The sequence below is a fragment of the Pseudomonas sp. A125 genome, assembly GCF_055409485.1.
In genome coordinates this window covers 14,599-37,428 of record NZ_JBUZVP010000036.1, presented here as the reverse complement: position 1 = coordinate 37,428, position 22,830 = coordinate 14,599, and the positions used below count along the sequence as shown (strand labels likewise).

Sequence of the window (22,830 nt, the reverse complement as noted above, 5' to 3'; positions counted from 1 at the left end):
TGATCTTGATCTTAGGCGCCCCGTCAACCACGCTGGCCGAACGCAGGCTTTGGAGCGTGGGTAACCCGGCAGGACGCCGGGTTAGCCGTCCTGGGCCAAGGATGGCCCATGACGGCGGCCCACGCTCCAAAGCCGGAGTGAGGGCACACCGAGCCTAAGCGAGGTGCCGAGTGGTGGGGCAAGAGCCCTTTTGGTTACTTTTGGGGCTCTTTTCCAAAAGTGACCCGCCGTAAGGGCGGAACCCATCTAAGCCATCACCCAAATAACGGATATACACCCAACCCCCAACCCCCATCCCCCACTCACCCCCGCAACGCCAACTCAATCAACTCATGCAGCTCTTCAACCTGCAGCGGCGCGGTAGAAAAAAGACTGCGAAACACAGTAGGCGCGACGATCAGGTTAATCAGCCGATCCACACTAGGGCCAGTTTCCGCATCACCGGGGTAGCGATCCAGAATCGTCTCCAATTGCCCGGTAAGGATCCCCACGCAATACCCCGGCGCCTGGCTGCATTGCACGTCGCGCATCATCTCGCGGCCAAGGTCCGAACTCATCTCATCGCGGTATTGCTCGCCCCAGGCGCGCAGGTCGCCGCGCAGGCTGCCGGTATTGGCCGGCTCACTGTCCGGGCGCAGGCGGGCCATGGCGACATCAGCCAGCAGCGCGGCCAGATCACCCCAGCGGCGGTAGATAGTCGAGGGCGTAACACCGGCGCGTGTGGCTATCTGCGGCACCGTCACGCTGGCCCGGTCCTGCTCTTCGAGCAATTGGCGCACAGCCGAATGCACTGATTGCTGAACCCGGGCACTTCGGCCCCCCGGGCGGAGGCCTTCTTTTATCGCCATGCGTAAAACCTTAACACAAAGAATTTGCTTTAAGCGCCATCCAGTAGCACACTCCGCAAAAGCAAAATATTAGCTTTAGTGGAGCGTGCCCATGTCCAGCGTTACTTCCCATCGTTCCAGCCTGGTGTTCCTGGCGATCACCTTGCTGACGTTCCTCGCCGCCTCCAGCGCGCCGACGCCGTTGTACCACCTCTATCAGGAAGGCCTGCACTTTTCGGCCGCGATGTTGACCCTGGTGTTCGGCATCTACGCCTTGAGCTTGCTGGCTGCCTTGATGACCGTGGGTTCGTTGTCGGACCACCTGGGGCGCAAGCCGGTGATTTTTGCCGCGCTGCTCCTCGATATGCTGGCGATGCTGCTGTTTATCAATGCCGACAGCGTCGGCTGGTTGATTGCAGCGCGCACTGTACAAGGCTTTGCTACCGGCATGGCCACCGCCGTACTGGGCGCCGCGCTGCTCGACACCGACCGCCGGCAAGGCCCGTTGATCAATAGCGTAGCGCCTTTGCTCGGGATGGCCTGTGGCGCCATGGGGTGCAGCCTGCTGGTGGAGTTCGCGCCGATGCCGACCACACTGATCTACTGGACCTTACTCGGCTTGATGATTGCGCAGGCACTCTACGTCTGGCGCCTGCCGGAAACAGTGAGCCGGATTCCGGGCGCGCTGGCCTCGTTATGGCCCACCTTGCATGTACCGCCCCAGGCGCGTCGCGCGTTGTGGATCTCGTTGCCGGTGGATGTGGCCGTGTGGGCGATGGGCGGTTTCTATTTGTCCCTGGCACCCTCGCTGGTTCGGGCGGCGACCGGGTCTACCTCGAACCTGATCGGCGGCGGGCTGGTGGCAGTGTTGACCCTGAGCGGTGCCGTGATGATTTTCAGCCTGCGTAACCGTCCGGCAGACAAGGTCCTGCGTTTGGGCGCCATGCTGTTGGCGGTGGGTGTTGCGCTGATCCTGACCGCTGTCCACAGCGCCAGCCTGCCGCTGTTCTTCATCGCTACACTGATCGCCGGCGGCGGCTTTGGTTCGGGGTTCCTCGGCGCACTGCGCAGCGTCTTGCCGCTGGCCCTGCCCCATGAACGGGCCGGTTTGATGTCGGCGTTCTATGTACTGAGTTACCTGGCGTTCTGCGTACCGTCGCTTTTGGCCGGTAACCTGACACGCACCTTCGGCTTGATTGCCACCACAGACGGTTATGGCGCTGTGTTGATCGTGCTGGCGCTCAGTGCCCTGGTGGCTTTACTGCTTCAGGATTCGGCCAAGAGCAGGGCGACGGCGGGCAGTTGATTCGGTAATAATCCGCCATCCGTACGCCTTGGGATTCACGCATGAAGATCATCCGCAGCAAGGACTTCACCGGCAGCCGCGCCTGGGAAGCGTTGGACATTGCCAACATGAACGGCATCACCACCCGGTTGCACTGGACCGACCAGCCGTATCGCTGGCACGTGAATGACGGGGAAGAGGTGTTCGTGGTGCTTGATGGCCAGGTGCAGATGCACTATCGCGAAAACGGCATCGAGCAGGTGGCCGAGATGAGCGTCGGAGATATCTTCTACGCCAGCGTCGGCACCGAGCACGTTGCCCACCCACAAGGGCCGGCGCGGATCCTGGTGATTGAATCCGAGGGCAGTGTCTAACTGTATATCTGCAAAGTAGATAACAGTTAGAGATATTACCCGTTATATAGATATTCGATTCGGTTCTACCATGGCCTCAACCTCATGCGAGGAAGAGGATTTCACCATGACTTGCCCTAATACCCTTCAAAGCCGTTTGAAACCGTTCAGTCACCTGACCCGTCCCCGGGAAGTGATTCGCCAGTTCACCCCCAACTGGTTTGCCGCCACCATGGGCACCGGGGTTCTGGCGTTGGCGCTGGCGCAATTGCCGGTCAACGTGCCGGGGCTGCACGCCGTCGCCGAAGGGCTTTGGCTGTTTACCATTGGCCTGTTCGTGCTGTTCAGCGTGCTGTACGCGGCGCGTTGGGTGATGTTTTTCCACGAAGCCCGGCGTATTTTCGGGCATTCCACGGTGTCGATGTTCTTCGGCACCATCCCCATGGGCCTGGCAACCATCATCAATGGCTTCCTGCTGTTCGGCCTGCCGCGCTGGGGCAATGGCGTGGTGCAACTGGCCGAGGTGCTGTGGTGGTTGGACGTGGCCATGGCCCTGGCCTGCGGGGTGTTGATCCCGTTCATGATGTTCACTCGCCAGGAACACAGCATCGACCAGATGACCGCCGTGTGGCTGTTGCCGGTGGTGGCCGCCGAAGTTGCCGCCGCCAGCGGTGGCCTGTTGGCGCCGCACCTGGCCGACGCCCATTCGCAACTGGTGATGCTGGTGACCAGCTACGTGCTGTGGGCGTTCTCGCTGCCGGTGGCCTTCAGCATCCTGACTATCCTGATGCTGCGCATGGCCCTGCATAAACTGCCTCATGCCAACATGGCCGCGTCGAGCTGGCTGGCCCTTGGCCCCATCGGTACCGGCGCCCTGGGCATGCTGGTGCTGGGCGGTGATGCACCGGCCATCTTTGCGGCCAACGGCTTGCCCGGCGTTGGCGAGATGGCCAACGGCATCGGCCTGGTGGCTGGCATCACGCTGTGGGGTTTTGGTTTGTGGTGGATGTTGATTGCGGTGCTGATCACCGTGCGCTACCTGCGGGCCGGCATTCCCTTCAACCTCGGCTGGTGGGGCTTTACCTTTCCACTGGGCGTGTACTCGCTGGCCACGCTGAAACTGGCGAGCACCTTGCACCTTGGCTTTTTCAGCATCGTCGGCTGTGTGCTGGTGGCGGCGTTGGCGTTGATGTGGCTGATCGTGGCCAAGCGCACCGTGCAGGGCGCTTATAAAGGTGAGCTTTTTGTTTCGCCGTGCATTGCAGGACTAGCGAATAAGTAGTCGGGATTAGGTAAAGTCGTGGCCTGACTATCTATAACAGCCTAAAGGCGATAACAGTCGCAGGCCACGCAGGAACACGGACGATGAGCCACCCCTCGCAATTTACTTTGCTGCGCAAACGGCGTTTCCTGCCGTTCTTCATTACCCAGTCCCTTGGGGCGTTCAACGACAATATCTTCAAGCAGTCGTTGATCCTGGCGATTCTCTACAAACTGACCATCGAGGGCGACCGCTCGATCTGGGTCAACCTCTGCGCCTTGCTGTTCATCCTGCCGTTCTTCCTGTTCTCGGCGCTGGCTGGGCAATTTGGCGAGAAATTCAACAAGGATGCGCTGATCCGGGTGATCAAGATCGGCGAGATCGTGATCATGTCGGTGGGCGCCATCGGTTTCATGTTCAACCACCTGGAATTGATGCTGCTGGCACTGTTTGCCATGGGCACGCACTCGGCCCTGTTCGGGCCGGTGAAGTACTCGATCATGCCCCAGGCGTTGCACGAAGATGAGCTGGTGGGCGGCAACGGCCTGGTGGAAATGGGCACGTTCCTCGCCATCCTGGCCGGCACCATCGGCGCCGGGATCATGATGTCTTCCACCCATTACGCACCGGTGGTCTCGACGGCCATCGTCGGCATCGCGGTGCTGGGTTACCTGGCCAGCCGCAGCATTCCGCGGGCGGCGGCTTCCAGCCCGGAGATGCGCCTGGACTGGAACATCTTCAGCCAGTCCTGGGCCACCCTCAAGCTGGGCCTGGGGCAGACGCCGGCGGTGTCGCGCTCGATTGTCGGCAACTCGTGGTTCTGGTTTGTCGGCGCGATCTACCTGACGCAAATCCCGGCCTACGCCAAGGAGTGGATGTACGGCGATGAGACCGTGGTCACGCTGATCCTCACGGTGTTCTCGGTCGGCATCGCGCTGGGTTCGATGCTCTGCGAGAAGCTCTCCGGGCGCAAAGTCGAGATCGGCCTGGTGCCGTTCGGCTCGTTTGGCTTGACCGTGTTCGGCCTGCTGCTGTGGTGGCATTCCGGCGGGTTCCCGCAGAACGTCCAGGCCAATGACTGGATCGCGGTGCTGCGCTACGGCAAGGCATGGTGGGTATTGTTCGATATCCTTGGCCTGGGCGTATTCGGCGGCTTCTATATCGTGCCGCTGTATGCGCTGATCCAGTCGCGCACCGCCGAAAACGAGCGGGCGCGGGTGATCGCGGCCAACAACATCCTCAACGCGTTGTTCATGGTGGTCTCGGCGATCGTCTCGATCGTACTGTTGAGTGTGGCCAAGCTGTCGATCCCCGAGTTGTTCCTGGTGGTGTCGTTGCTGAACATCGCGGTCAACACCTACATCTTCAAGATCGTGCCCGAGTTCACCATGCGTTTCATGATCTGGCTGCTCGGCCATTCCATGTACCGTGTCCAGCATAAAAACCTCGACCTGATCCCGGATGAAGGCGCGGCGTTGCTGGTGTGCAACCACGTGTCGTTTGTCGATGCGCTGTTGATTGCCGGTTCGGTGCGTCGGCCGATTCGCTTTGTCATGTACTACAAGATCTACAAGTTGCCGGTGTTGAACTTTATCTTCCGTACGGCCGGGGCGGTTCCGATTGCCGGGCGGCACGAGGACATCCAGATCTACGAAAAGGCGTTCCAGCGGATTGCCCACTACCTGAAAGACGGCGAGCTGGTGTGCATCTTCCCGGAAGGCAAATTAACCTCCGATGGCGAGATGAACGAGTTCCGGAGCGGCGTGACGCGGGTTCTTGAAGAGACGCCAGTGCCGGTGATTCCGATGGCGTTGCAGGGGTTGTGGGGGAGTTTCTTCAGTCGCGATCCGAACAAGGGTTTCTTTCACCGGATCTGGTCGCGGGTGACCCTGGTGGCCGGCGCGCCGGTGGCTGTGGAGGCAGCGACGCCTCAGGCGCTACATGGTTTGGTTGGCACGTTGAGAGGCGAGCTCAAGTAGTCAAGTTCTGGTGCTCGGGACCTTCTGCCCTGAAGGGCCTGAGCAGAGACTGATCTTGATGTGGGAAAACGCTTGCAGTTTGTTGTTTCGGGTAAAAAATCACTCATCCTGCGGAACCATGTCGTTCTAATTGCCACGCAGTCATCGTAGTTATCTAACGCTAAGGATGATTTTCGATGAATGTGCAAGTGAGTACTAACCCTCCTGCTTTACAACCGCCTTTACAAACTCTTTCTACAGCACCCTCCGATAAGTTACAGGGTAAACAGGGGGAGCCTTCTGCGCCGATAAAGATCACCCCGAATATGCCGTTCAATGAAGGTGGGGTTGAGATAGATTTAAGTGTTCGCGGCGGCCGGGGGTTTTATGCCCCGCCAAAAGACCAGGCGTTAACGATTAAAACCGGTGACAGCGCGGACAAAGTTCATATTGAAAAGTCGGCTGATGGAGGATTGACCGCCGAGGTTAATGGCAAGACCTACGACATTCCTTTCGATACCAAGAGTAAAGGTCAGCAGCGTCTTGATATTCACACGAGCGGAGGTGATGACAACATATCTATTGCTCCTGACGTCAATATGCTTACAACCATTTATGCCGGAGAAGGTAATGACACGATCAAGGCTGGTGGTGGCTGGACCCTGGCCTTTGGAGGCAAGGGGAACGACTCCATTACATTGGGGGCGGGTATAGGGTATGCCGAGGGCAACGACGGGAATGACTCTATTACTGCTGGTACAGGCTACAGCGTAATGTACGGAGGTAATGGTAACGATAAATTACGTGGTGGCAGCGGTGGCAGTTACATGGATGGTGGTTCTGGTGATGATCAGCTGCATGGAGGCAGTGGTCGTAACGTCCTTGGTGGAGGGAAGGGCAACGACATATTGAATGGTGGCAGCGGCCAGAATGCGATCTATACCGGCAGTGGGCAGGATGCTGTAAATTCCACATCTGACAAGGATGTTGTTTATGGAAAGAAAGATGACAGTATCAAGCGCTCTAAGGGGTCGAAGTTTGTGGAGGTTGTGCCCAGCGAAAGTGGTAGCAAAGGTTTTAATGTGAGAGGGACGGAAGAGTTTAAGCAGCATTTTGAAGATGACTTGGAATTTTTACGTGGTTCGCCGGTAGGTAAAAAAATGCTTGAGGCATTGGATAAAACAGCCACTCCAATTAGTGTCGAGGAGAAAGGTCCTGGTACGAATAGTGCCTACGTTTTTGGCAAAAATTTTGCAGAAATAAGACCTGCGCCAGACGCAGAACATGGCTACATAGTTAATGGCAAGCCAGGTAAGCCTGCCGATGAGGCAACAATTGGCTACAATCGTACATTTGTAGAAGGTGATGAAAAGCGACCACCTGTGATTCCGTTGTTTCATGAAATGGGGCATGCGTACAACGGGGTTACTGGAACCAACTTGCCAGGCGATACGTTGGTCGAGGCCAGCGGTCGGAGGGAGGAGAACAGGGAACTGCAGGTTGTAGGTTTACCCACCAATGCCGAGCCTTTTGATTTCGACAATGATCCGTCAACACCACCTACTGCCATGAACCCAACAGAGTTTACCGAGAACGGCCTTCACGCAGAAATGGGTAGTAATAAACGTGAAGTTTATAATCGCGGATAACGGCATATGGCGAAAATAAACAGTTTTGCATGAGTTGAGCGACGGGTGGGCTATGAGCTCCACCCTGTCACTGCTTGCTATGAAAGGTATTCAGGCGCTGATCTTCAGCCCAATCAGCCCGCAAATGATCAACGCCACACTGGCCAGTCGAAACAGCGCCATGGACTCTCCGAACAGGATAATCCCGGCAATTACTGTGCCCACTGCACCGACACCGGTCCAGATGGCGTAGGCGGTACCCAGTGGCAGTTCCTTCATGGCCAGCCCCAGCAACCCGAGGCTGATTGCCATGGCGGCAATCGTCAGGGCCGTGGGCAGTGGCTTGCTGAAACCATCGGTGTACTTCAGTCCGACGGCCCAGCCAACTTCAAACAGTCCGGCAAAAAACAGAATGATCCAGGACATGATGACCTTCCTTTATAGAAGTGGGGTCGTCCCCGGATTAAGCGCTTGGTCGCGTCGCAGGGTCGTCCCCGCGTAGCCCGCTAGAGTGCCGAATATTGATCAGGCGATCAAGTTTCGGACTTGCCCGCCAACAATTCGCGGTCTTCCTTTTCGCTCATCCGCCGGAAGTACGTGGCCAGGAGTGCCCCGGAAATATTGTGCCAGACGCTGAACAGCGCGCTGGGCACTGCGGCCAGCGGCGAGAAGTGTGCACTCGCCAGGGCGGCGCCCAACCCGGAGTTCTGCATGCCCACTTCCAGCGCCAGCGATTTGCGTTGCGCCAACGGCAGCCCGAACACACGGCCGGTGAAGTAACCCAGCAGGAAGCCAAAGGTGTTATGCAGAATCACCACCGCCATGATCAGCAGGCCCGACTCGGCGATCTTCGCCTGGCTGGCCGCCACCACAGCGGCGACGATCGCCACGATGCTGACCACCGACACCAGCGGCAACACCTCCACCGCATGCCGTACCCGGGCACCCAGCAAGCGCTGCGCCACCACGCCAAGCACGATCGGCAGCAGCACCACTTGCAGGATCGACCAGAACAACTCCATGAACGACACCGGCAACCAGGCCGAGGCCAGCAGCCAGATGAGCGCGGGTGTCAGCAGCGGGGCGAGGAGGGTGGTGACGGCGGCGATTGCCACCGACAGGGCCAGGTCGCCACGGGCCAGCCAGGTCATGACATTGGAGGACGTGCCACTCGGGCAGCAGCCGACGAGGATCACGCCGACGGCAATTTCCGGCGGTAGGTGAAAGACCTGGCACAGCAGCCAGGCCACGCCGGGCATGATCACGAAATGCGCGACCACACCCAATGCCACGCGCCACGGGTGGCGCGCGACTTCAGCGAAATCTTCAAGTTTAAGGGTCAGCCCCATGCCGAACATCACCAGGCCCAACAGCGGCACGATGGCGCCTTTGAGGCCGATAAACCAGGCGGGTTGCAGGAACGCAACCACGGCAAAAATCAGCACCCAGTAAGCGAAGGTGTTGCCGACGAAACGGCTCAAGGCGGCGAGTGCGCGCATGGGGTTGGTCCTTGTTATTAGAATGCTGGAAGTGCTTACCCGGTCAACTGTGGGAGCTGGCTTGCCTGCGATAGCATCACCCGGGTGTAACTGATAAACCGAGGTGCCCGCATCGCAGGCAAGCCAGCTCCCACATTGACTGTGCCCACTTAAGGCTTTAGATACCTTGTGGGGTCTCTTCGCCACCCAGGGATTCCACCAGCGCCGGCAGGAAGTCGCCAAACGTCAGCATCATCAGGGTAAAGCTGGCGTCCTGTTGGCCCAGCGCTTCTTCACCGCCGTCCTGTTCAGCCTGGTCCTGCAGCAGGTCTTCGAACTTCAGGCGCTTGACGGTCATTTTGTCGTCCAGCATGAAGGACAGTTTGTCCTGCCAGGCCAGGGACAATTGGGTCACGACTTTGCCGGTTGTCAGGTGCAGCTGGATTTCTTCGCCGGTCAGGTCCTGGCGCTTGCAACGCACGATGCCGCCGTCTTCGTGGGTGTCGCGCAGTTCGCATTCGTCGAGGACGAAGAAGTCATCGGCCGGTTTCTGGGTGGTGACCCAGTCGGTCATGATGGCGGTCGGCGCGGTTTTCACGGTCAGCGGACGTACCGGCAGGGTACCGATCACTTCACGCAGGGTGGACAGCAGGTCTTCGGCGCGTTTCGGGCTGGCCGAGTTCACCAGGATCAGGCCTTGTTTTGGCGCGATGGCGGCGAAGGTCGACGAGCGACGGATAAACGCACGCGGCAGGAAGGCCTGGATGATTTCATCCTTGATCTGGTCGCGTTCCTTTTTGTAGACCTTGCGCATTTGCTCGGCTTCGATCTCTTCGACCTTTTCCTTTACTGCGTCACGCACCACGCTACCCGGCAGGATGCGTTCTTCCTTGCGCGCCGCGATCAGCAGGAAGTCACCGCTGACGTGCACCAGGGGCGCGTCTTCGCCTTTACCGAAAGGGGCGACGAAACCGTAAGTGGTCAACTCCTGGCTTGCACAAGGGCGCGCCAGTTTGGTGGCCAGTGCAGTTTCCAACGCCTCGGCATCAACAGGCAGATCTTGGGTCAGGCGATAGATAAGCAGGTTTTTGAACCACATGGGGTGAGTCTCTCCTTATATACAAAGGGGGGCATTATTCTCCTCATGGCGCCATAGGCCAACCCTCGCTAAGCCATTGGAAGGCCTGAAAAAAATTATTTAAGAAAGTGCTTGCCAGACTATGGGTCGCTCCGTAGAATGCGCGCCACACCGAAAGTGAAGGGTGATTAGCTCAGCTGGGAGAGCGTCTGCCTTACAAGCAGAATGTCGGCGGTTCGATCCCGTCATCACCCACCATTCGCTTTTTAGTGTTACGCGCAGCGGTAGTTCAGTCGGTTAGAATACCGGCCTGTCACGCCGGGGGTCGCGGGTTCGAGTCCCGTCCGCTGCGCCATATTCGGTTACCTGGAACGCTGAACGCCAGGTACCACAGGAAGCCCGCTCACTGAGCGGGCTTTTTGCTGTCTGGGGTTTGTTAAAGCCGCCGGTCTGAAAAACGCCCCCGATCATGTGCAGTGATCGGGGGCGTTTTGCATTCAGAAGTCCCAGCGGGTGCTGAACATTACGTTGCGGGGGTCACCGTAGTACGACGAGTTGTAAAAGCCGATGTTGGTGTAATACGACTTGTCGAATACGTTGTTCACGTTGACGGTCGCCGACACGCTGTCGGTGATCTGGTAACGGGCCATCAGGTCCACCAGCCAATAGGGGTCCTGGGCGAACTTTTCCTGGGCGCCGTCTTTGGCCCAGTTGGTCAGCACCTGCCAACCTTGACCCTGCCAACGCGCGCCGCCGCCGAGGGTGAGTTTGTCGAGGCTGCCGGTCAGCTTGTAACTGGTATAGAGATTGACCTGATCTTGCGGCTCCCAGGTCGACACCTTCTTGCCGCTTTCATCACGGGCGATCTTGTGGGTATAACCAGCCTGCAACTGCCAGCCGGGCGCCAGTTCGCCGGATATTTCTGCCTCGTAACCCTTGGTTTTCGAGGTGATCGGCTTGTAGGCGAAGTCGCGGTCGGGGTTGGTTGGGTTGGCGTTGTAGGCGGTGTCCTCCTCTGGGCGGTTTTCTTCGTGAACCTCGAAGTAAGCGATGCTGGAGTTCAAGCGCCCTTCCAAGAATTCACCCTTGAGCCCCACTTCATAGTTTTTGCCTTCATCCGGCTCCAGCAGTTTGTTGTTGCGGTCGCGGTTGAACGACTGCGGCAGGAAGATCTCCGTGTAGCTGGCGTAGGCCGACACGTTGTCGTTGAGGTCGTACACCAGGCCTGCATAAGGCAAAACCTTGCCACTTTTTTTCGTATCGCTGGTGCCAGTGACCTGGAAGTCTGCAACGCGCGTGCCCAGCAGCAGTGAAAGATCGTCCGTAAGGCTGAAGCGAGCGGTCATGTAGCTGCCGGTCTGGCGGGTGATTTCATCGTTTTTGTTGGTGACTTCCCCCCAGTCCGGCTTCGGGATATCGCCGTTCCAGTTGTAATAGTCAAAATTGTTGTTGGGCAGGCTGGCGCTGGTGTAGTCCTTGCCTTTCCAGTGAGAGCGGGAGACCGAGGTACCGACCACCAACTGGTGCTCGCGGCCAAACAGGTCGAAGGGGCCGGAGGTATAAAGGTCGGCGCTGTCGCTGACGGTTTCCCCGGTGTATTTTCGCGCCAGCACTGAGGGCAAGCCGGGGCTTACAAAACCCAGGGGCGCGTTGTAGCCGTTGATTTGATGGTTGTACTGGCCTTTGGCGACCCAGCCATTTTCAAAACTGTGTTCAAGGGTGGCGAAGGCAGTGCGGGTGTACTGCTCCCAACTGCTCCATCGGGGCCCGTTGTTGAACGAGCGCTTGGAGCCGATGCGGTTGCCGGCTTCGTCATACAGCGAGGCGCTGCCAGTCCAGCTTGAACCCTTTGGGTCATTGTCCTGATAGTCCGCGCCCACGGTCAGCAGTGTGTCGGGTGACAGGTCCGCCTCCAGGATGCCGTAATAGACGCTGGTGTTGCGCTGGTAATGGTCCATGAACGAGTGTTTGTCTTGATAGGCCGCTACAGCTCGGCCGCGAATATTCCCGGTCTCGGTCAAGGGGCCGCTAACGTCGACTTCCGATCGGTAGTTGTCCCAGGAGCCAGCGCCAAGGTCGATATGGCCCTTGAATTCCTGGGTGGGTTTCTTGCGGATCATATTGATAGTGCCACCAGGGCCACCCGCACCCGTGAGCAGGCCGGTGGCGCCCTTGAGGATTTCTACCCGGTCATAGATCACCATGTCGGTGAGGGTGTGGCCCGAGGAGTACTGCGGGTCTTGCAGGATAGGAATGCCGTCGTACTGGAAGTTGCGAATCGCGAAGCCTCGTGAGTAATAGCTGGTGCGGTCGCTGTCGTAGGTCGCCACCGTGATGCCCGGGGTATGGCGCATCACATCGTCGATGGAGTTGAGGCCAAAGTCATCCATGGCCTGGCGTGTGACCACCGAGATCGACTGCGGCGTCTCCCGAGGGGTCAGCACCAGGCGGGTAGCCGTGGCGATGGTGCCGGGGGTGTAGGAGCCGGAGCCTTCGGTGATGGTGCCGAGCTGGTTGGCGCTGATTTGTGTTGCGCCCAGCTCCACAGCGCCGGTGGGCGTCGGGTTGGCTTCCAGGGCGTAGACCTGATCCCCTTTGACTACCCGATAACCACTGCCACGCAGCAGCCTCTCAAACCCGGCCTCTACGCTATAAGTGCCCTTGAGCCCCGGGCCCGCCAGCCCCTCCAGGTTGTGGGACTGGAAAACGATGGCCACGCCTGCTTGCTGGGCAAACCGGTTGAGTGTGGCGCCCAGCGGTCCGGCTGGTATGTCATAGGCGTGTGCCACGACGTTTACCGTGTCGGCCTGGGCCAGGTGGATGTCCGGCAGCGTCGTTGCGAGCAGCGTGAGGGTCAGTGGCGCGCAGCTCAACAGGCGCCGACGTGGGTGAGAGGGGAGGGGCATGGTGAGGGCAGTCCTTTGATTATCGATATACCTTCCTTGACGGGTAGCCCGGAAAAAAGCGGAAGCAATGCGAATAATTATTTTTTGCTGTCAGTCTCCGGGCTGACGATCATCAGCCATGGGGTGAATCTTTTCAGGCTGATCGGCAGGGTTTGAGCCAGCATCTGCAAGGTGCGGTCAGTGTCGTCCAGAGGCAGTACCGCCGAGACCTTGAGCTTGGCCAGCGCGGTGCGATCAAACTGCAAGCGGCCCGAACGGTGGCGGGCGATCTCATCCAGCACTTCTGGCAACGGCCGGTTATCCACCACCAGTTGATGGCGATGCCAGGCTTCATTGACGCTCGCCGGGTCGATGCTGCCAGACAAGCGCACCGCGTCCGCGCTGACCCGCGCCTGTGAGCCGGCGTCCACTTCCAGCGTCTGCCGGCCGTTCGCGCTTTTTGCAGCAACGCGGGATTCGAGCATGCTCAACACGGTGACATCACCCTCGCGCTTCACCACAAACCGCGTGCCCAGTGCGCGCAGGGTGCCCTGTGCGGTCTGTACCACAAACGGTCGCTCGCCATCGTGGGCCACTTCCACCAGGATCTCGCCTTGCAGCAGTTCAATGCGCCGCTGCCGGCTATCGAAATGCAGATTCGCCGCGCTGATACCGTTCAACGTCAGTGTGGAACCGTCTACCAGGCGCAGGGTTTTCCATTCGCCGGGGCCGTTGTGTACATCGGCCATCCACTGTTGTGGGTAAGGGCTGTAGAGCAGCGCCGTAGCGGGAAGGGCCAGGGTGCAGGCCAGTACCAACGCCCTGAGATGGTTTTTGCGAGCTTTGCCATTCCGTGCAAACGCCGCACTCAAGGCTGCCCGCGCCGGTGCTTTTTGCCCGCGCAGGGCGAGCATCCGTGCGACCACGCCCTCCATTCGCGCCGCTGAAGCAGCATGTAGCGGGCCTTGTTGCTTCCAGCGTTCGAACGCCTGGCGCTGGGCTTCGGTCAATTGCCCCTCGTGCAGGCGAATCATCCATTCGGCGGCTTGTTCGTCGATCTGTTGGCGGGAGTCAGGCATGTGCAGTTCAGATGTCTACGCTGTGGCTGCAATGCAGCAGGGCCTGGATCAAATACTTGCGCACTGTACGTTCAGACAGTTTCAGTTGGCGGGCAATTTGTTGCTGGGTCAGGTCTTCGAGGTAATACAGCACAAACGCCTGGCGCACGTTGTCATGCAGGCCTTCAAGAATGAAAGCGATGTGCTCAAGGGCCTCCAGAGTCGTGTGGATCTGTTCCGGCGACTGAAAACCTTCCAGGGTTTGCACCGTCAGCATCAATTCCTGAAGGTAGGCGTGCTCAATCTGCTTGCGCCGTGCCTGGTCGATAATCAACCGCCGGGCGGTGGTGCTTAAATAGGCCCGGGGCTCGCGAATGCCGGTCACTGACTCGCGTGCGTGCAGAATTCGCGCGAAGGTATCCTGCGCCACGTCGGCGGCGTTATGGGTACAGCCCAGTTTTCGGCGCAACCAAGTGAACAGCCAGCCGTGGTGCTCGCTGTACAGCTCGGTAATCTCCCGTTGGAACGGCGGTTCACCCACAGACATAAGGCCCGGCCCAGGTGTTATTGAGAATAATTGTTAATTGTGGGGCCAAGGCTTGGGCAAACGCAATAGACTCTCGTTTGCGCCCGAAAATCCCGGTTTTGCGGGGTGCGCCGAGTGGAAAGCAAAATATTTTAAATAAATTGCATTTAAATCATGACATTACGGAAAATTGCTATAGAATGCGGCCCACACCGAAAGTGAAGGGTGATTAGCTCAGCTGGGAGAGCGTCTGCCTTACAAGCAGAATGTCGGCGGTTCGATCCCGTCATCACCCACCATTCGCTTTTTAGTGTTACGCGCAGCGGTAGTTCAGTCGGTTAGAATACCGGCCTGTCACGCCGGGGGTCGCGGGTTCGAGTCCCGTCCGCTGCGCCATATTCGGTTACCTGGAACGCTGAACGCCAGGTACCACAGGAAGCCCGCTCATTGAGCGGGCTTTTTTGTGCCTGCGATTCAGGTCAGTGCCTGGATACCGGCCTCTTCCTGACTCAGTTCAGGGGCGCGTCGCGCCAGGAACATAAAGACCACCATGGCCGTCAGCAGGGTGAAACCGGCCAGCAGTTGCAGCAAGGTATTGAACCCTGCCGTGTAGGCCGCGCGCAGTTCGGCCAGTGGAAGTTTCGTGCTGGCCTGCACGACATCACCCATCACCAGCGCTTGTGCAATCACTGAAACATCCCCGGTTGCGCTGCCCGGCAAGTGGTGTGCAACCAATGCGCCCAACACCGCCATGGTGATCGCCAGCGCCACGCCTTCACTGGCAACGCGCGTCGTATTGAAAATCCCCGCGGCCATTCCCGCGCGTTCTTTCGGTACCACGCTGATCGCCAATCCATCCATCAAACCCCACGGCAACCCCGTGCCTATCCCGATGACCAGCATCGCGGCAACGGTATGCGCAGGCCGGTCGGCCAGGCTTAACCCCCACAGGCCCACCGCCGCTATCAGTAAGCCAATCGCACACAGCACGCCCGCCGACGCCCAGCGAGTCAGCGAAGCCGCAATCATCGGCACCATCAGCATCGGCGCCGACAGTGCCAGCATCATCAGGCCTGCATCCAGCGCACTGGCACCTTCCACGCCGATAAACCGCAGGGGCAGCAACACGATCAGCACGATGTAGCAGTAACAGGTGCCGATCGGCAGGAGTTGCACGCCGATAAAACGCGGGAAGCGAAACAGCCGTAGCTCCAGCATCGGCTGGCTTGAGCGGTTTTCCACGAAAATAAATATCAGCAAAAACACCGCCGCCGCAGCCAGAAGAGCATCAACCAGCGGCGACGCCCAGCCGTGCTCCGGGGCGAGGATCACCGCCGTGGTCAGGGCCACCAGCATCGCCGAAAACGTCAGCACGCCGGCGGTGTCCAACCGCAGCGCCTGCGGGTCGCGGCTTTCACGCATTTTGGGCGCGGCAAACAATAACGAAATACCGGCCAATAGCGCGGTGCCGAGGAAAATCGCCCGCCAGCCCCAGTGCTCAATCAGTAACCCCGACAGCAATGGCCCAAACGCCAGGCCTGCACCAAATGTGGTGCCCAGCAGGCTGAAGGCGCGGGTGCGGGCGTGGCCATCGAATTCCTGGGCCAGCGCTGCGCAGCCACTGGCCAACGCTGTGGCCGCCGCGACGCCCTGCACGCCACGCAACACATCCAGCCAGAAAATCCCCGGTGCCACTGCCAGCAGCACGGAGACCACGGTAAACAGCGCCATGCCCCACAGGAACAAGCGCTTTCTCCCATACAGGTCGGCGAGCGTGCCGGCCGCCATCAACAGGCTGCCGAAACTCAGCATGAACGCATTGGTGATCCACGCCAGTTGGCTTGGCTGGGCGGCAAACGCCTGGCCGATATAGGGCGTGGCGACGGCGCCGCCGGTAAAGCTCATGGGCAATACCAGGGCCGCCAGGCAAATGGCGGCGAGGATGGAGTATCGGCCATGGGCGGGCACGAATGCATGTGTGGTGTTCATGGGGCATTCCCGCAGGTCTGAAGATTTTAAGACTCTAATCAGGATGCAATCTTGGATAAACGGGCTTACATTCCGTTCATAACGGACTTGATGGATGCAATGACGTGACGGACAACCTGAGCGGTGTGATCGCCTTCGTAAAAACGGCAGAGGCCCTGAGCTTCACCGGCGCTGCGCGGGCGATGGGGATTTCCGCCTCGGCGGTGGGCAAGAATGTCGCCAGGCTTGAAGCGTCGCTGAATGTGCGGCTGTTGCACCGCAGCACGCGCAAGGTCAGCCTCACCGCCGAAGGCCAACTGTTCTACGAGCGCTGTCGGAAAATTCTCGACGATCTGCAAGACGCCCGCGCCATGCTTTCGCATGCGATGCAAGCGCCCCGGGGCAAGCTGCGGGTCAGCCTGCCCACCATCGGCTATCGGTTCCTCTTTCCGCACATGATGGCGTTCCGCAAAGCCTACCCCGAGATCGAACTGGAGCTGGATTTCAATGATCATCTGGTGGACGTGATCGAAGAGGGCTTCGACGTGGTCATCCGCAGCGGCGGCCTGGCGGATTCGACCTTGATGGCGCGCAAGCTGGGGCCGTTCCGGTTTGTGCTGTGCGCATCGCCCGAGTACCTGCGGGATAATGGTCGGCCAGAATCGCTGGGTGATCTGGAGCATCACCCGTGTTTGCGTTATCGCTTCGCCACCACCGGAAAAATCATGGACTGGACCTTAACCGCCAACCCGGCCATCACCCAATTGCGCCTGCCTACCGCGCTGACCTTGAACAATATGGAAGCCATGCTCCGGGCCGCGATGGACGGCCATGGCATTGCCTACGTGCCGGACTTCCTGGCCCGCGAAGCCCTTGCCCAAGGCCAACTGGAAACCCTGCTCGACGACCACACCGATGACCAGGGCCAGTTTTGGGCACTGTGGCCTTCCAGCCGTCATCTTTCACCGAAGATCCGCGTATTTGTCGACTTCGCCGCGGCGCATCTGTTTACAGCCCCACCAACCGGTAGCCCACCTGCAACTCGGTAATGAAGTACTGCGGCTGGGCCGGGGCTGCCTCCAGCTTCTGCCGCAGGTGCGCCATATGCACCCGCAAATAATGAGCGCGGTCCACGTAATCCAGGCCCCACACTTCGAGCAATAACTGGCGATGGGTGAGCACCCGGCTCTGCCCGCGAATCATCGCGCACAGCAGGCGATACTCGATGGGCGTCAGGTGCACCGGCAGGCCCAGGCGCCACACTTCATGGGTGGCCAGGTCCACTTCAATTTCGCCAAACGCCACCTTGCTGGTGGCCGCCACCGTGCCGGTTTGCCCATGGCGGCGCAGTTGGGCCCGGATGCGCGCCAGCAACTCGGGCACGCCAAAAGGTTTGGTCAGGTAGTCATCGGCGCCGGCATCCAGGGCGGCGACTTTTTCCTCTTCGCGGTCCCGCGCCGACAACACCAAAATCGGCACCGCCAGCCAGCCCCGCAGCTCGCTGATCAACTGTTTGCCGTCACCGTCCGGCAGGCCCAGGTCGACGATCACCAGGTCCGGCTGGCGGCTGGAGGCGTGGATCAACGCGCGCTTGACGCTGTCGGCCTCGAACACCTGGAAGCCCTCATCCTGCAGGGCGATGCCGACAAAGCGGCGGATATTGGCCTCGTCTTCAACAATCAGAATGCGTGCAGTGCTCATAGGGCGTCCATAGAGGGCGGGGTGCCCGCCGGTAAAGTGATGACAAAATGCATGCCGCGCTCGCGGCCGGGTTTGGCTTCGATGCGCCCGCCGTGGGCTTCCACGATGCGCTTGGCCAGGGCCAGCCCCAGGCCGATCCCGGCCACCGAGGACTCCTGCTGGCCACGGGCAAACGGTTCGAACAGATTGGCCGGCGCGCTGCCCGGGCCGGTGTCGCTGACTTCCAACAGGATGCTGTCCGAAACGGAATGGGCGGCCACGGTAATGACAGTGCCGGGCGGGGTGTACTTGGCGGCGTTGTCCAGCAGGTTGACCAGCACCCGTTCGATCAATAGCGCGTCGACTTCCACCAGCGGCAATCGCGGGTCCAGCGTGGTGTGCACGACATGCCGGGCCAGCGGTTCGCGCAATTGGCGCAGGGCGCTGCCGACGATTTCTTCCAGCAAGTGCCACTGCCGGTTGAGCCGCACGCCGCGCTCTTGCAGGCGGGCCATGTCCAGCAGGTTTTCGATCAGGCGCTGCATTGACGTCGCCTGCTCATGAATGCCGTGCAGCAAGTCCGTTAGCGGCCCGGGCGGCGCATGGGGCAGGGCGGTGTCGGCGGCGCCTATCAGCGTAGTCAGCGGTGTGCGCAAGTCGTGGGAAATCGCCGCGAGCAAGGTGTTGCGCATCTTCTCGCCTTCCATCTGCACCAGGGTGCTTTGCGCCACTTCGACGAAGTGCACGCGCTCCAGGGCGATGGCCAACTGGCTCATGCAGGCCTCCAGCAGGCGGCGTTCTTCGGGCTCATTGAGGCGTTCGCTTTGCGCCAGTTCCAGCACCAGCACGCCGCGCACGCGCATCGGCGCTTTCAGCGGCAGGTAGCAACCTTTGGCGGCAGACAACGTGTCGGTACCCTGGCCGGCAGACTGGCCGTGGTCGTAGGTCCATTGGGCGATGCTGTCGTCGATCGGCAGCCCGCCCGCGCCCACGCTGTGCACGCCGTCGGCGGCGTCCGGCAAGGCCAGGCCGACCCGTGCTTCGAACACGCCGCTGAAGGTACGCAATGCCACTTCGCTGATCTGCTCCACGGTCAGCGCCGCCGACAGGTCGCGGGCCAGGCGTGCCAGGGAGGTGGCGCGGCGTTCACGGGCGGCGGCAGTGCGCGCTTCGTGACGCAGGCGGGCGGTGAGTTGCCCGGTGATCAGGGCGATGCCGAGCATCAGCGCGAAGGTGAAGAAATACTGCGTGTCGTTGACGGTAAATGAGTAGCGCGGCTGTACGAAAAAGAAGTCGAAACACAGCACCGCCAGCATCGCCGCCCATACGCCGGGGCCGCGTCCAAAGCGCAGGGCCACCAGCACCACCGTGAGCAGGAACAGCATCACCACGTTGGCCAGGTCGAACACCTGAAGCAGCAGCGCGGCGATGGCGCTGGCGGTGAAGCAGGCGAGGGTGGCCCAGAGGTAGGCCGGCGCTCTGCCGGGTGCCAGCGTCGGCTTTTCAATGGCAGCAACCGTGCCCGGCAGCACGCCATGGGCGATCACGATCTGGTCGATCTGCGGATGGTGTCGGCTGATCCGGTCGCCCACCGACTGATGCCAGAACCGCCACGCCCGGCGCGGATGATGGCCGAGTACCAGGCGATTGGCGTTGTGTTCGCGGGCGCAGGCAGCCAGTGCTTCGGCAACGTCCATGCCCGGCAACGTTGCAGTGTCGGCGCCAAACTCGCTGGCCAGGGCCAGGGTTTTCATTGCCGTAAGATAACGCCTGGCGCCGCGACCCTGGGCGGACGCGACGTGCACCACGATCCAGTCCGCCTCGAGCTTTTGCGCCAGGCGCGCCGCTTCGCGCACCAGGCGCTCATCACCGGCGTCACCGGCCACGCCTACCAGCAACCGTTCGCGGGCGGGCCACAGGGTCTTGATCGACTGTTCGCGGCGGTACACCCGCATCTGCGTGTCGACCCGGTCGGCCGTGCGCCGCAGGGCCAGTTCGCGCAGGGCCAATAAATTGCCCTTGCGGAAAAAGTGCCGCGACGCGCGTTCCGCCTGCGGGCCGAGGTACACCTTGCCGTCCCTCAAGCGTTGCAGCAGATCATCTGGTGGCAGATCGACCACCACCACTTCGTGGGCGTTGTCGAACACATGGTCAGGTACGGTTTCCCGCACCCGAATGCCAATGATCCCACTCACCAGATCGTTAAGGCTTTCCAGGTGCTGGACGTTGAGGGTGGTCCACACATCGATGCCGGCGCTGAGTAGTTCTTCCACGTCTTGCCAGCGTTTCGGGTGGCGCGAGCCGGGCACGTTGCTGTGGGCCAGTTCATCCACCAGCAGCACGGCGGGATGGCGGAGCAGGGCGGCGTCGAGGTCGAATTCGGTGAGGGTGAAATCGTGATGCAGGCGTTGGGCGCGGGGCAATTGTTCGAGGCCGTTGAGCAGATCGGCAGTTTCCTGGCGGCCGTGGGTTTCCACCACACCGGCGAGTACGTCGCGGCCCAGGCTGACTTCCCGTTGCGCTGCGCCGAGCATCGCGCAGGTCTTGCCCACCCCGGCGTTGGAGCCGAAGTAGATACGCAATTTGCCGCGCAAGGCGGCCTGTTCTTCCTGCTGAACCCGGGCGAGCAGGGCATCGGGGTCGGGGCGTTCTTCGTTTAATGCGGGCATGTCATTCCTGGTAAATGCGGTTCAATTGTGGGAGCTGGCTTGCTGGGGTGAGCGGGCTCACCCCAGCAAGCCAGCTCCCACATTGGGTTGTCGGTGCTACACCAGGCCCAGCCCGGTCAGCACCATGTCAATCAGCTTGATCCCGGCAAACGGCACCAGCACCCCGCCCAGGCCGTAGATCAGCAAGTTGCGATTGAGCAACGCCGCCGCACCAATCGCCCGATAGGTCACGCCGCGTAGCGCCAGCGGAATCAACGCCACAATGATCAACGCGTTGAAAATCACCGCGCTGAGAATCGCCGAGTTGGGGCTGGTCAGGTGCATCACGTTCAACGCGCCGAGCTGCGGATAGGTCGCGACAAATGCCGCCGGGATGATCGCGAAATACTTCGCCACGTCATTCGCCACGCTGAAGGTGGTGAGCGCACCGCGAGTCATCAGCATTTGTTTGCCGACCTCGACCACTTCGATCAGCTTGGTCGGGTTGCTGTCGAGGTCGACCATGTTGCCGGCCTCTTTCGCTGCCTGGGTGCCGCTGTTCATCGCCACGGCTACATCGGCCTGGGCCAGCGCGGGGGCATCGTTGGTGCCGTCGCCGGTCATGGCCACGAGCTTGCCCTGGGCCTGGTAGTCGCGGATCAGTTGCAGCTTGTCTTCCGGGCGGGCCTCGGCGAGGAAGTCATCCACGCCGGCTTCTACCGCAATCGCGGCGGCGGTCAGGCGGTTGTCGCCGGTGATCATCACGGTCTTGATGCCCATGCGCCGCAGTTCGGCAAAGCGCTCCTTGATGCCGCCCTTGACCACGTCCTTGAGCTCGACCACACCCAGTGCTTTTGCCCCGTCCGAGACTACCAGCGGGGTGCTGCCGCGCCGCGATACTTCATCGACCTTGGCCTGCAACGCCGCCGGAAAACTCCCACCCAACGCTTCGATATGGCTGCGGATGGCATCCGCGGCGCCCTTGCGAATGCCCCGGCCCTCGGGCAGGTCGACGCCGCTCATGCGAGTCTGCGCGGTGAAGTGCACAAAGCTTGCGCCCAGGGCATTGATGTCCCGCGCGCGAAGGTCGAATTTCTGCTTGGCCAGCACCACAATGCTGCGCCCTTCGGGCGTTTCATCGGCCAGCGATGCCAGCTGCGCAGCGTCGGCCAACTCGGCTTCCTTGATGCCCGGCGCCGGCAGGAAACTGCTGGCCTGGCGATTGCCCAGGGTGATGGTGCCGGTCTTGTCCAGCAACAACACGTCGATATCGCCTGCAGCCTCCACCGCACGGCCGGAGGTGGCGATCACATTGGCCGACATCATCCGGCTCATGCCCGCCACGCCGATAGCCGAGAGCAGGCCGCCGATGGTGGTGGGGATCAGGCACACCAGCAGCGCCACCAGCACCGTGGCGCTGACCACGCTGCCGCTGCCGCTCATGGCCACGGCGAAGATCGAGTACGGGCTCAGCGTGGCGATCACCAGCAGGAACAACAGGGTCAGGCCCACCAGCAAAATCGTCAGGGCGACTTCGTTAGGGGTCTTCTGGCGCTTGGCGGATTCGACCATCGAGATCATGCGGTCGAGGAACGACTCACCGGGGTTGACGCTGATGCGCACCACCAGCCAGTCCGAGAGCACGCGCGTGCCGCCGGTGACCGAGGAAAAGTCGCCGCCGGCTTCGCGAATAACCGGCGCCGATTCGCCGGTAATTGCGCTTTCATCCACCGAGGCCACGCCTTCGATCACCACGCCGTCCAGCGGCACCAGGTCGCCGGCCTCAATCAGTACCACATTGTCCTTGCGCAGCAGGCTGGCTTCCAGCGGCAGCCAGGCGCTGCCGTGCCGAGGCTGTTGCAACAGCTTGGCCAGGGTGGTGCGCTTCATGCCTCGCAGGCTCGCAGCCTGGGCGCGGCTGCGACCCTCGGCCAGGGCTTCGGCGAAGTTGGCGAACAGCACGGTGAACCACAGCCACAAGCTGATGCTGAGGATAAACCCGCTGGGGGCTTCACCCTTGCCGCCGAGGGACTGGAACCACAGCAGTGTGGTGAGGATGCTGCCCAGGTACACCACGAACATCACCGGGTTTTTCCACTGCGCCTGGGGCAGCAGTTTCTTGAACGCATCCGCGCAGGCGGTAAGCACGATGGTGCGATCAAACAGAGGTAAACGAGCATTCTTGATCATGGGGGAA

Annotated in this window: 17 protein-coding genes and 4 tRNA genes; 10 read left to right on the top strand and 11 right to left on the bottom strand. The window is 60.6% G+C overall.

Translation table 11 applies throughout. The annotated features are described in order from the left end of the window. Positions 1-302: 302 nt before the first annotated feature. The gene (locus tag ACZRN6_RS31945; RefSeq protein ID WP_464009707.1) at positions 303-848 is read right to left on the bottom strand and encodes a TetR/AcrR family transcriptional regulator; all 546 of its coding nucleotides are present in this window, start codon (positions 846-848) and stop codon (positions 303-305) included. A gap of 91 nt (positions 849-939) precedes the next feature. Here ACZRN6_RS31945 and ACZRN6_RS31940 point away from each other — a divergent pair, with 91 nt between their 5' ends. From ACZRN6_RS31940 to ACZRN6_RS31920, 5 genes are all read left to right on the top strand, one after another. Beyond that, a complete protein-coding gene (locus ACZRN6_RS31940) occupies positions 940-2,133 on the top strand; it encodes an MFS transporter (protein WP_464009706.1) in 1,194 nt (397 codons plus the stop codon). A gap of 41 nt (positions 2,134-2,174) precedes the next feature. Then, complete coding sequence (locus ACZRN6_RS31935; RefSeq protein WP_322146371.1) at positions 2,175-2,486, top strand: cupin domain-containing protein; 312 nt, start codon at positions 2,175-2,177, stop codon at positions 2,484-2,486. 106 nt (positions 2,487-2,592) lie between these two features. Next, on the top strand, positions 2,593-3,747 hold the full coding sequence (locus ACZRN6_RS31930; protein WP_464009705.1) for a TDT family transporter: 1,155 nt from the start codon (positions 2,593-2,595) through the stop codon (positions 3,745-3,747). An 83-nt stretch (positions 3,748-3,830) separates the two neighbouring features. Next, a complete protein-coding gene (locus tag ACZRN6_RS31925; RefSeq protein WP_464009704.1) occupies positions 3,831-5,705 on the top strand; it encodes an MFS transporter in 1,875 nt (624 codons plus the stop codon). A gap of 176 nt (positions 5,706-5,881) precedes the next feature. Next, positions 5,882-7,333 (top strand): M91 family zinc metallopeptidase, encoded by a 1,452-nt coding sequence (locus ACZRN6_RS31920; protein ID WP_464009703.1) that lies wholly within the window; start codon positions 5,882-5,884, stop codon positions 7,331-7,333. A 90-nt stretch (positions 7,334-7,423) separates the two neighbouring features. Here ACZRN6_RS31920 and sugE read toward each other — a convergent pair whose 3' ends face one another. The 3 genes from sugE to rdgC all read right to left on the bottom strand — a co-directional run bounded on the left by sugE (position 7,424) and on the right by rdgC (position 9,889). Then, the gene (sugE, locus tag ACZRN6_RS31915) at positions 7,424-7,738 is read right to left on the bottom strand and encodes a quaternary ammonium compound efflux SMR transporter SugE (RefSeq protein WP_010166396.1); all 315 of its coding nucleotides are present in this window, start codon (positions 7,736-7,738) and stop codon (positions 7,424-7,426) included. A 107-nt stretch (positions 7,739-7,845) separates the two neighbouring features. After that, positions 7,846-8,811, bottom strand: coding sequence for a bile acid:sodium symporter family protein (locus ACZRN6_RS31910; protein ID WP_226478176.1), 966 nt, complete (start codon positions 8,809-8,811; stop codon positions 7,846-7,848). A gap of 157 nt (positions 8,812-8,968) precedes the next feature. Beyond that, positions 8,969-9,889, bottom strand: a complete 921-nt coding sequence (gene rdgC / locus ACZRN6_RS31905; protein ID WP_464009702.1) for a recombination-associated protein RdgC — start codon at positions 9,887-9,889, stop codon at positions 8,969-8,971. A 161-nt stretch (positions 9,890-10,050) separates the two neighbouring features. Here rdgC and ACZRN6_RS31900 point away from each other — a divergent pair. Both ACZRN6_RS31900 and ACZRN6_RS31895 read left to right on the top strand, forming a co-directional pair. Continuing rightward, positions 10,051-10,126, top strand: a tRNA-Val gene (locus tag ACZRN6_RS31900). A 20-nt stretch (positions 10,127-10,146) separates the two neighbouring features. Further along, a tRNA-Asp gene (locus tag ACZRN6_RS31895) sits at positions 10,147-10,223 on the top strand. Between the two features lie 142 nt (positions 10,224-10,365). On the opposite strand, the gene ACZRN6_RS31890 is transcribed toward ACZRN6_RS31895, so the two are convergent. From ACZRN6_RS31890 to ACZRN6_RS31880, 3 genes are all read right to left on the bottom strand, one after another. Then, a complete protein-coding gene (locus tag ACZRN6_RS31890) occupies positions 10,366-12,774 on the bottom strand; it encodes a TonB-dependent siderophore receptor (protein ID WP_464009701.1) in 2,409 nt (802 codons plus the stop codon). Between the two features lie 77 nt (positions 12,775-12,851). Beyond that, entirely contained in the window at positions 12,852-13,832 is a 981-nt protein-coding gene (locus tag ACZRN6_RS31885; protein WP_464009700.1) for a FecR family protein, read from the bottom strand. A gap of 7 nt (positions 13,833-13,839) precedes the next feature. After that, complete coding sequence (locus tag ACZRN6_RS31880) at positions 13,840-14,358, bottom strand: sigma-70 family RNA polymerase sigma factor (protein WP_464009699.1); 519 nt, start codon at positions 14,356-14,358, stop codon at positions 13,840-13,842. A 202-nt stretch (positions 14,359-14,560) separates the two neighbouring features. Here ACZRN6_RS31880 and ACZRN6_RS31875 point away from each other — a divergent pair. Together ACZRN6_RS31875 and ACZRN6_RS31870 are read left to right on the top strand one after the other, a co-directional pair. Further along, positions 14,561-14,636 (top strand) — tRNA-Val (locus ACZRN6_RS31875). A 20-nt stretch (positions 14,637-14,656) separates the two neighbouring features. Beyond that, positions 14,657-14,733 (top strand) — tRNA-Asp (locus ACZRN6_RS31870). A 78-nt stretch (positions 14,734-14,811) separates the two neighbouring features. On the opposite strand, the gene ACZRN6_RS31865 is transcribed toward ACZRN6_RS31870, so the two are convergent. After that, on the bottom strand, positions 14,812-16,326 hold the full coding sequence (locus tag ACZRN6_RS31865; RefSeq protein ID WP_464009698.1) for an MFS transporter: 1,515 nt from the start codon (positions 16,324-16,326) through the stop codon (positions 14,812-14,814). Between the two features lie 104 nt (positions 16,327-16,430). Here ACZRN6_RS31865 and ACZRN6_RS31860 point away from each other — a divergent pair, with 104 nt between their 5' ends. Further along, positions 16,431-17,354, top strand: coding sequence for a LysR family transcriptional regulator (locus ACZRN6_RS31860; protein WP_464009697.1), 924 nt, complete (start codon positions 16,431-16,433; stop codon positions 17,352-17,354). Here ACZRN6_RS31860 and ACZRN6_RS31855 read toward each other — a convergent pair. The 3 genes from ACZRN6_RS31855 to kdpB form a co-directional block, all read right to left on the bottom strand. Continuing rightward, complete coding sequence (locus tag ACZRN6_RS31855; protein ID WP_464009696.1) at positions 17,314-18,006, bottom strand: response regulator; 693 nt, start codon at positions 18,004-18,006, stop codon at positions 17,314-17,316. The genes ACZRN6_RS31860 and ACZRN6_RS31855 overlap by 41 nt on opposite strands. Continuing rightward, entirely contained in the window at positions 18,003-20,654 is a 2,652-nt protein-coding gene (locus ACZRN6_RS31850; RefSeq protein ID WP_464009695.1) for a DUF4118 domain-containing protein, read from the bottom strand. The genes ACZRN6_RS31855 and ACZRN6_RS31850 overlap by 4 nt, the downstream gene beginning before the upstream one ends. Positions 20,655-20,750: 96 nt before the next feature. Further along, positions 20,751-22,823 (bottom strand): potassium-transporting ATPase subunit KdpB, encoded by a 2,073-nt coding sequence (kdpB, locus tag ACZRN6_RS31845; protein ID WP_322146346.1) that lies wholly within the window; start codon positions 22,821-22,823, stop codon positions 20,751-20,753. Positions 22,824-22,830 lie beyond the last annotated feature (7 nt).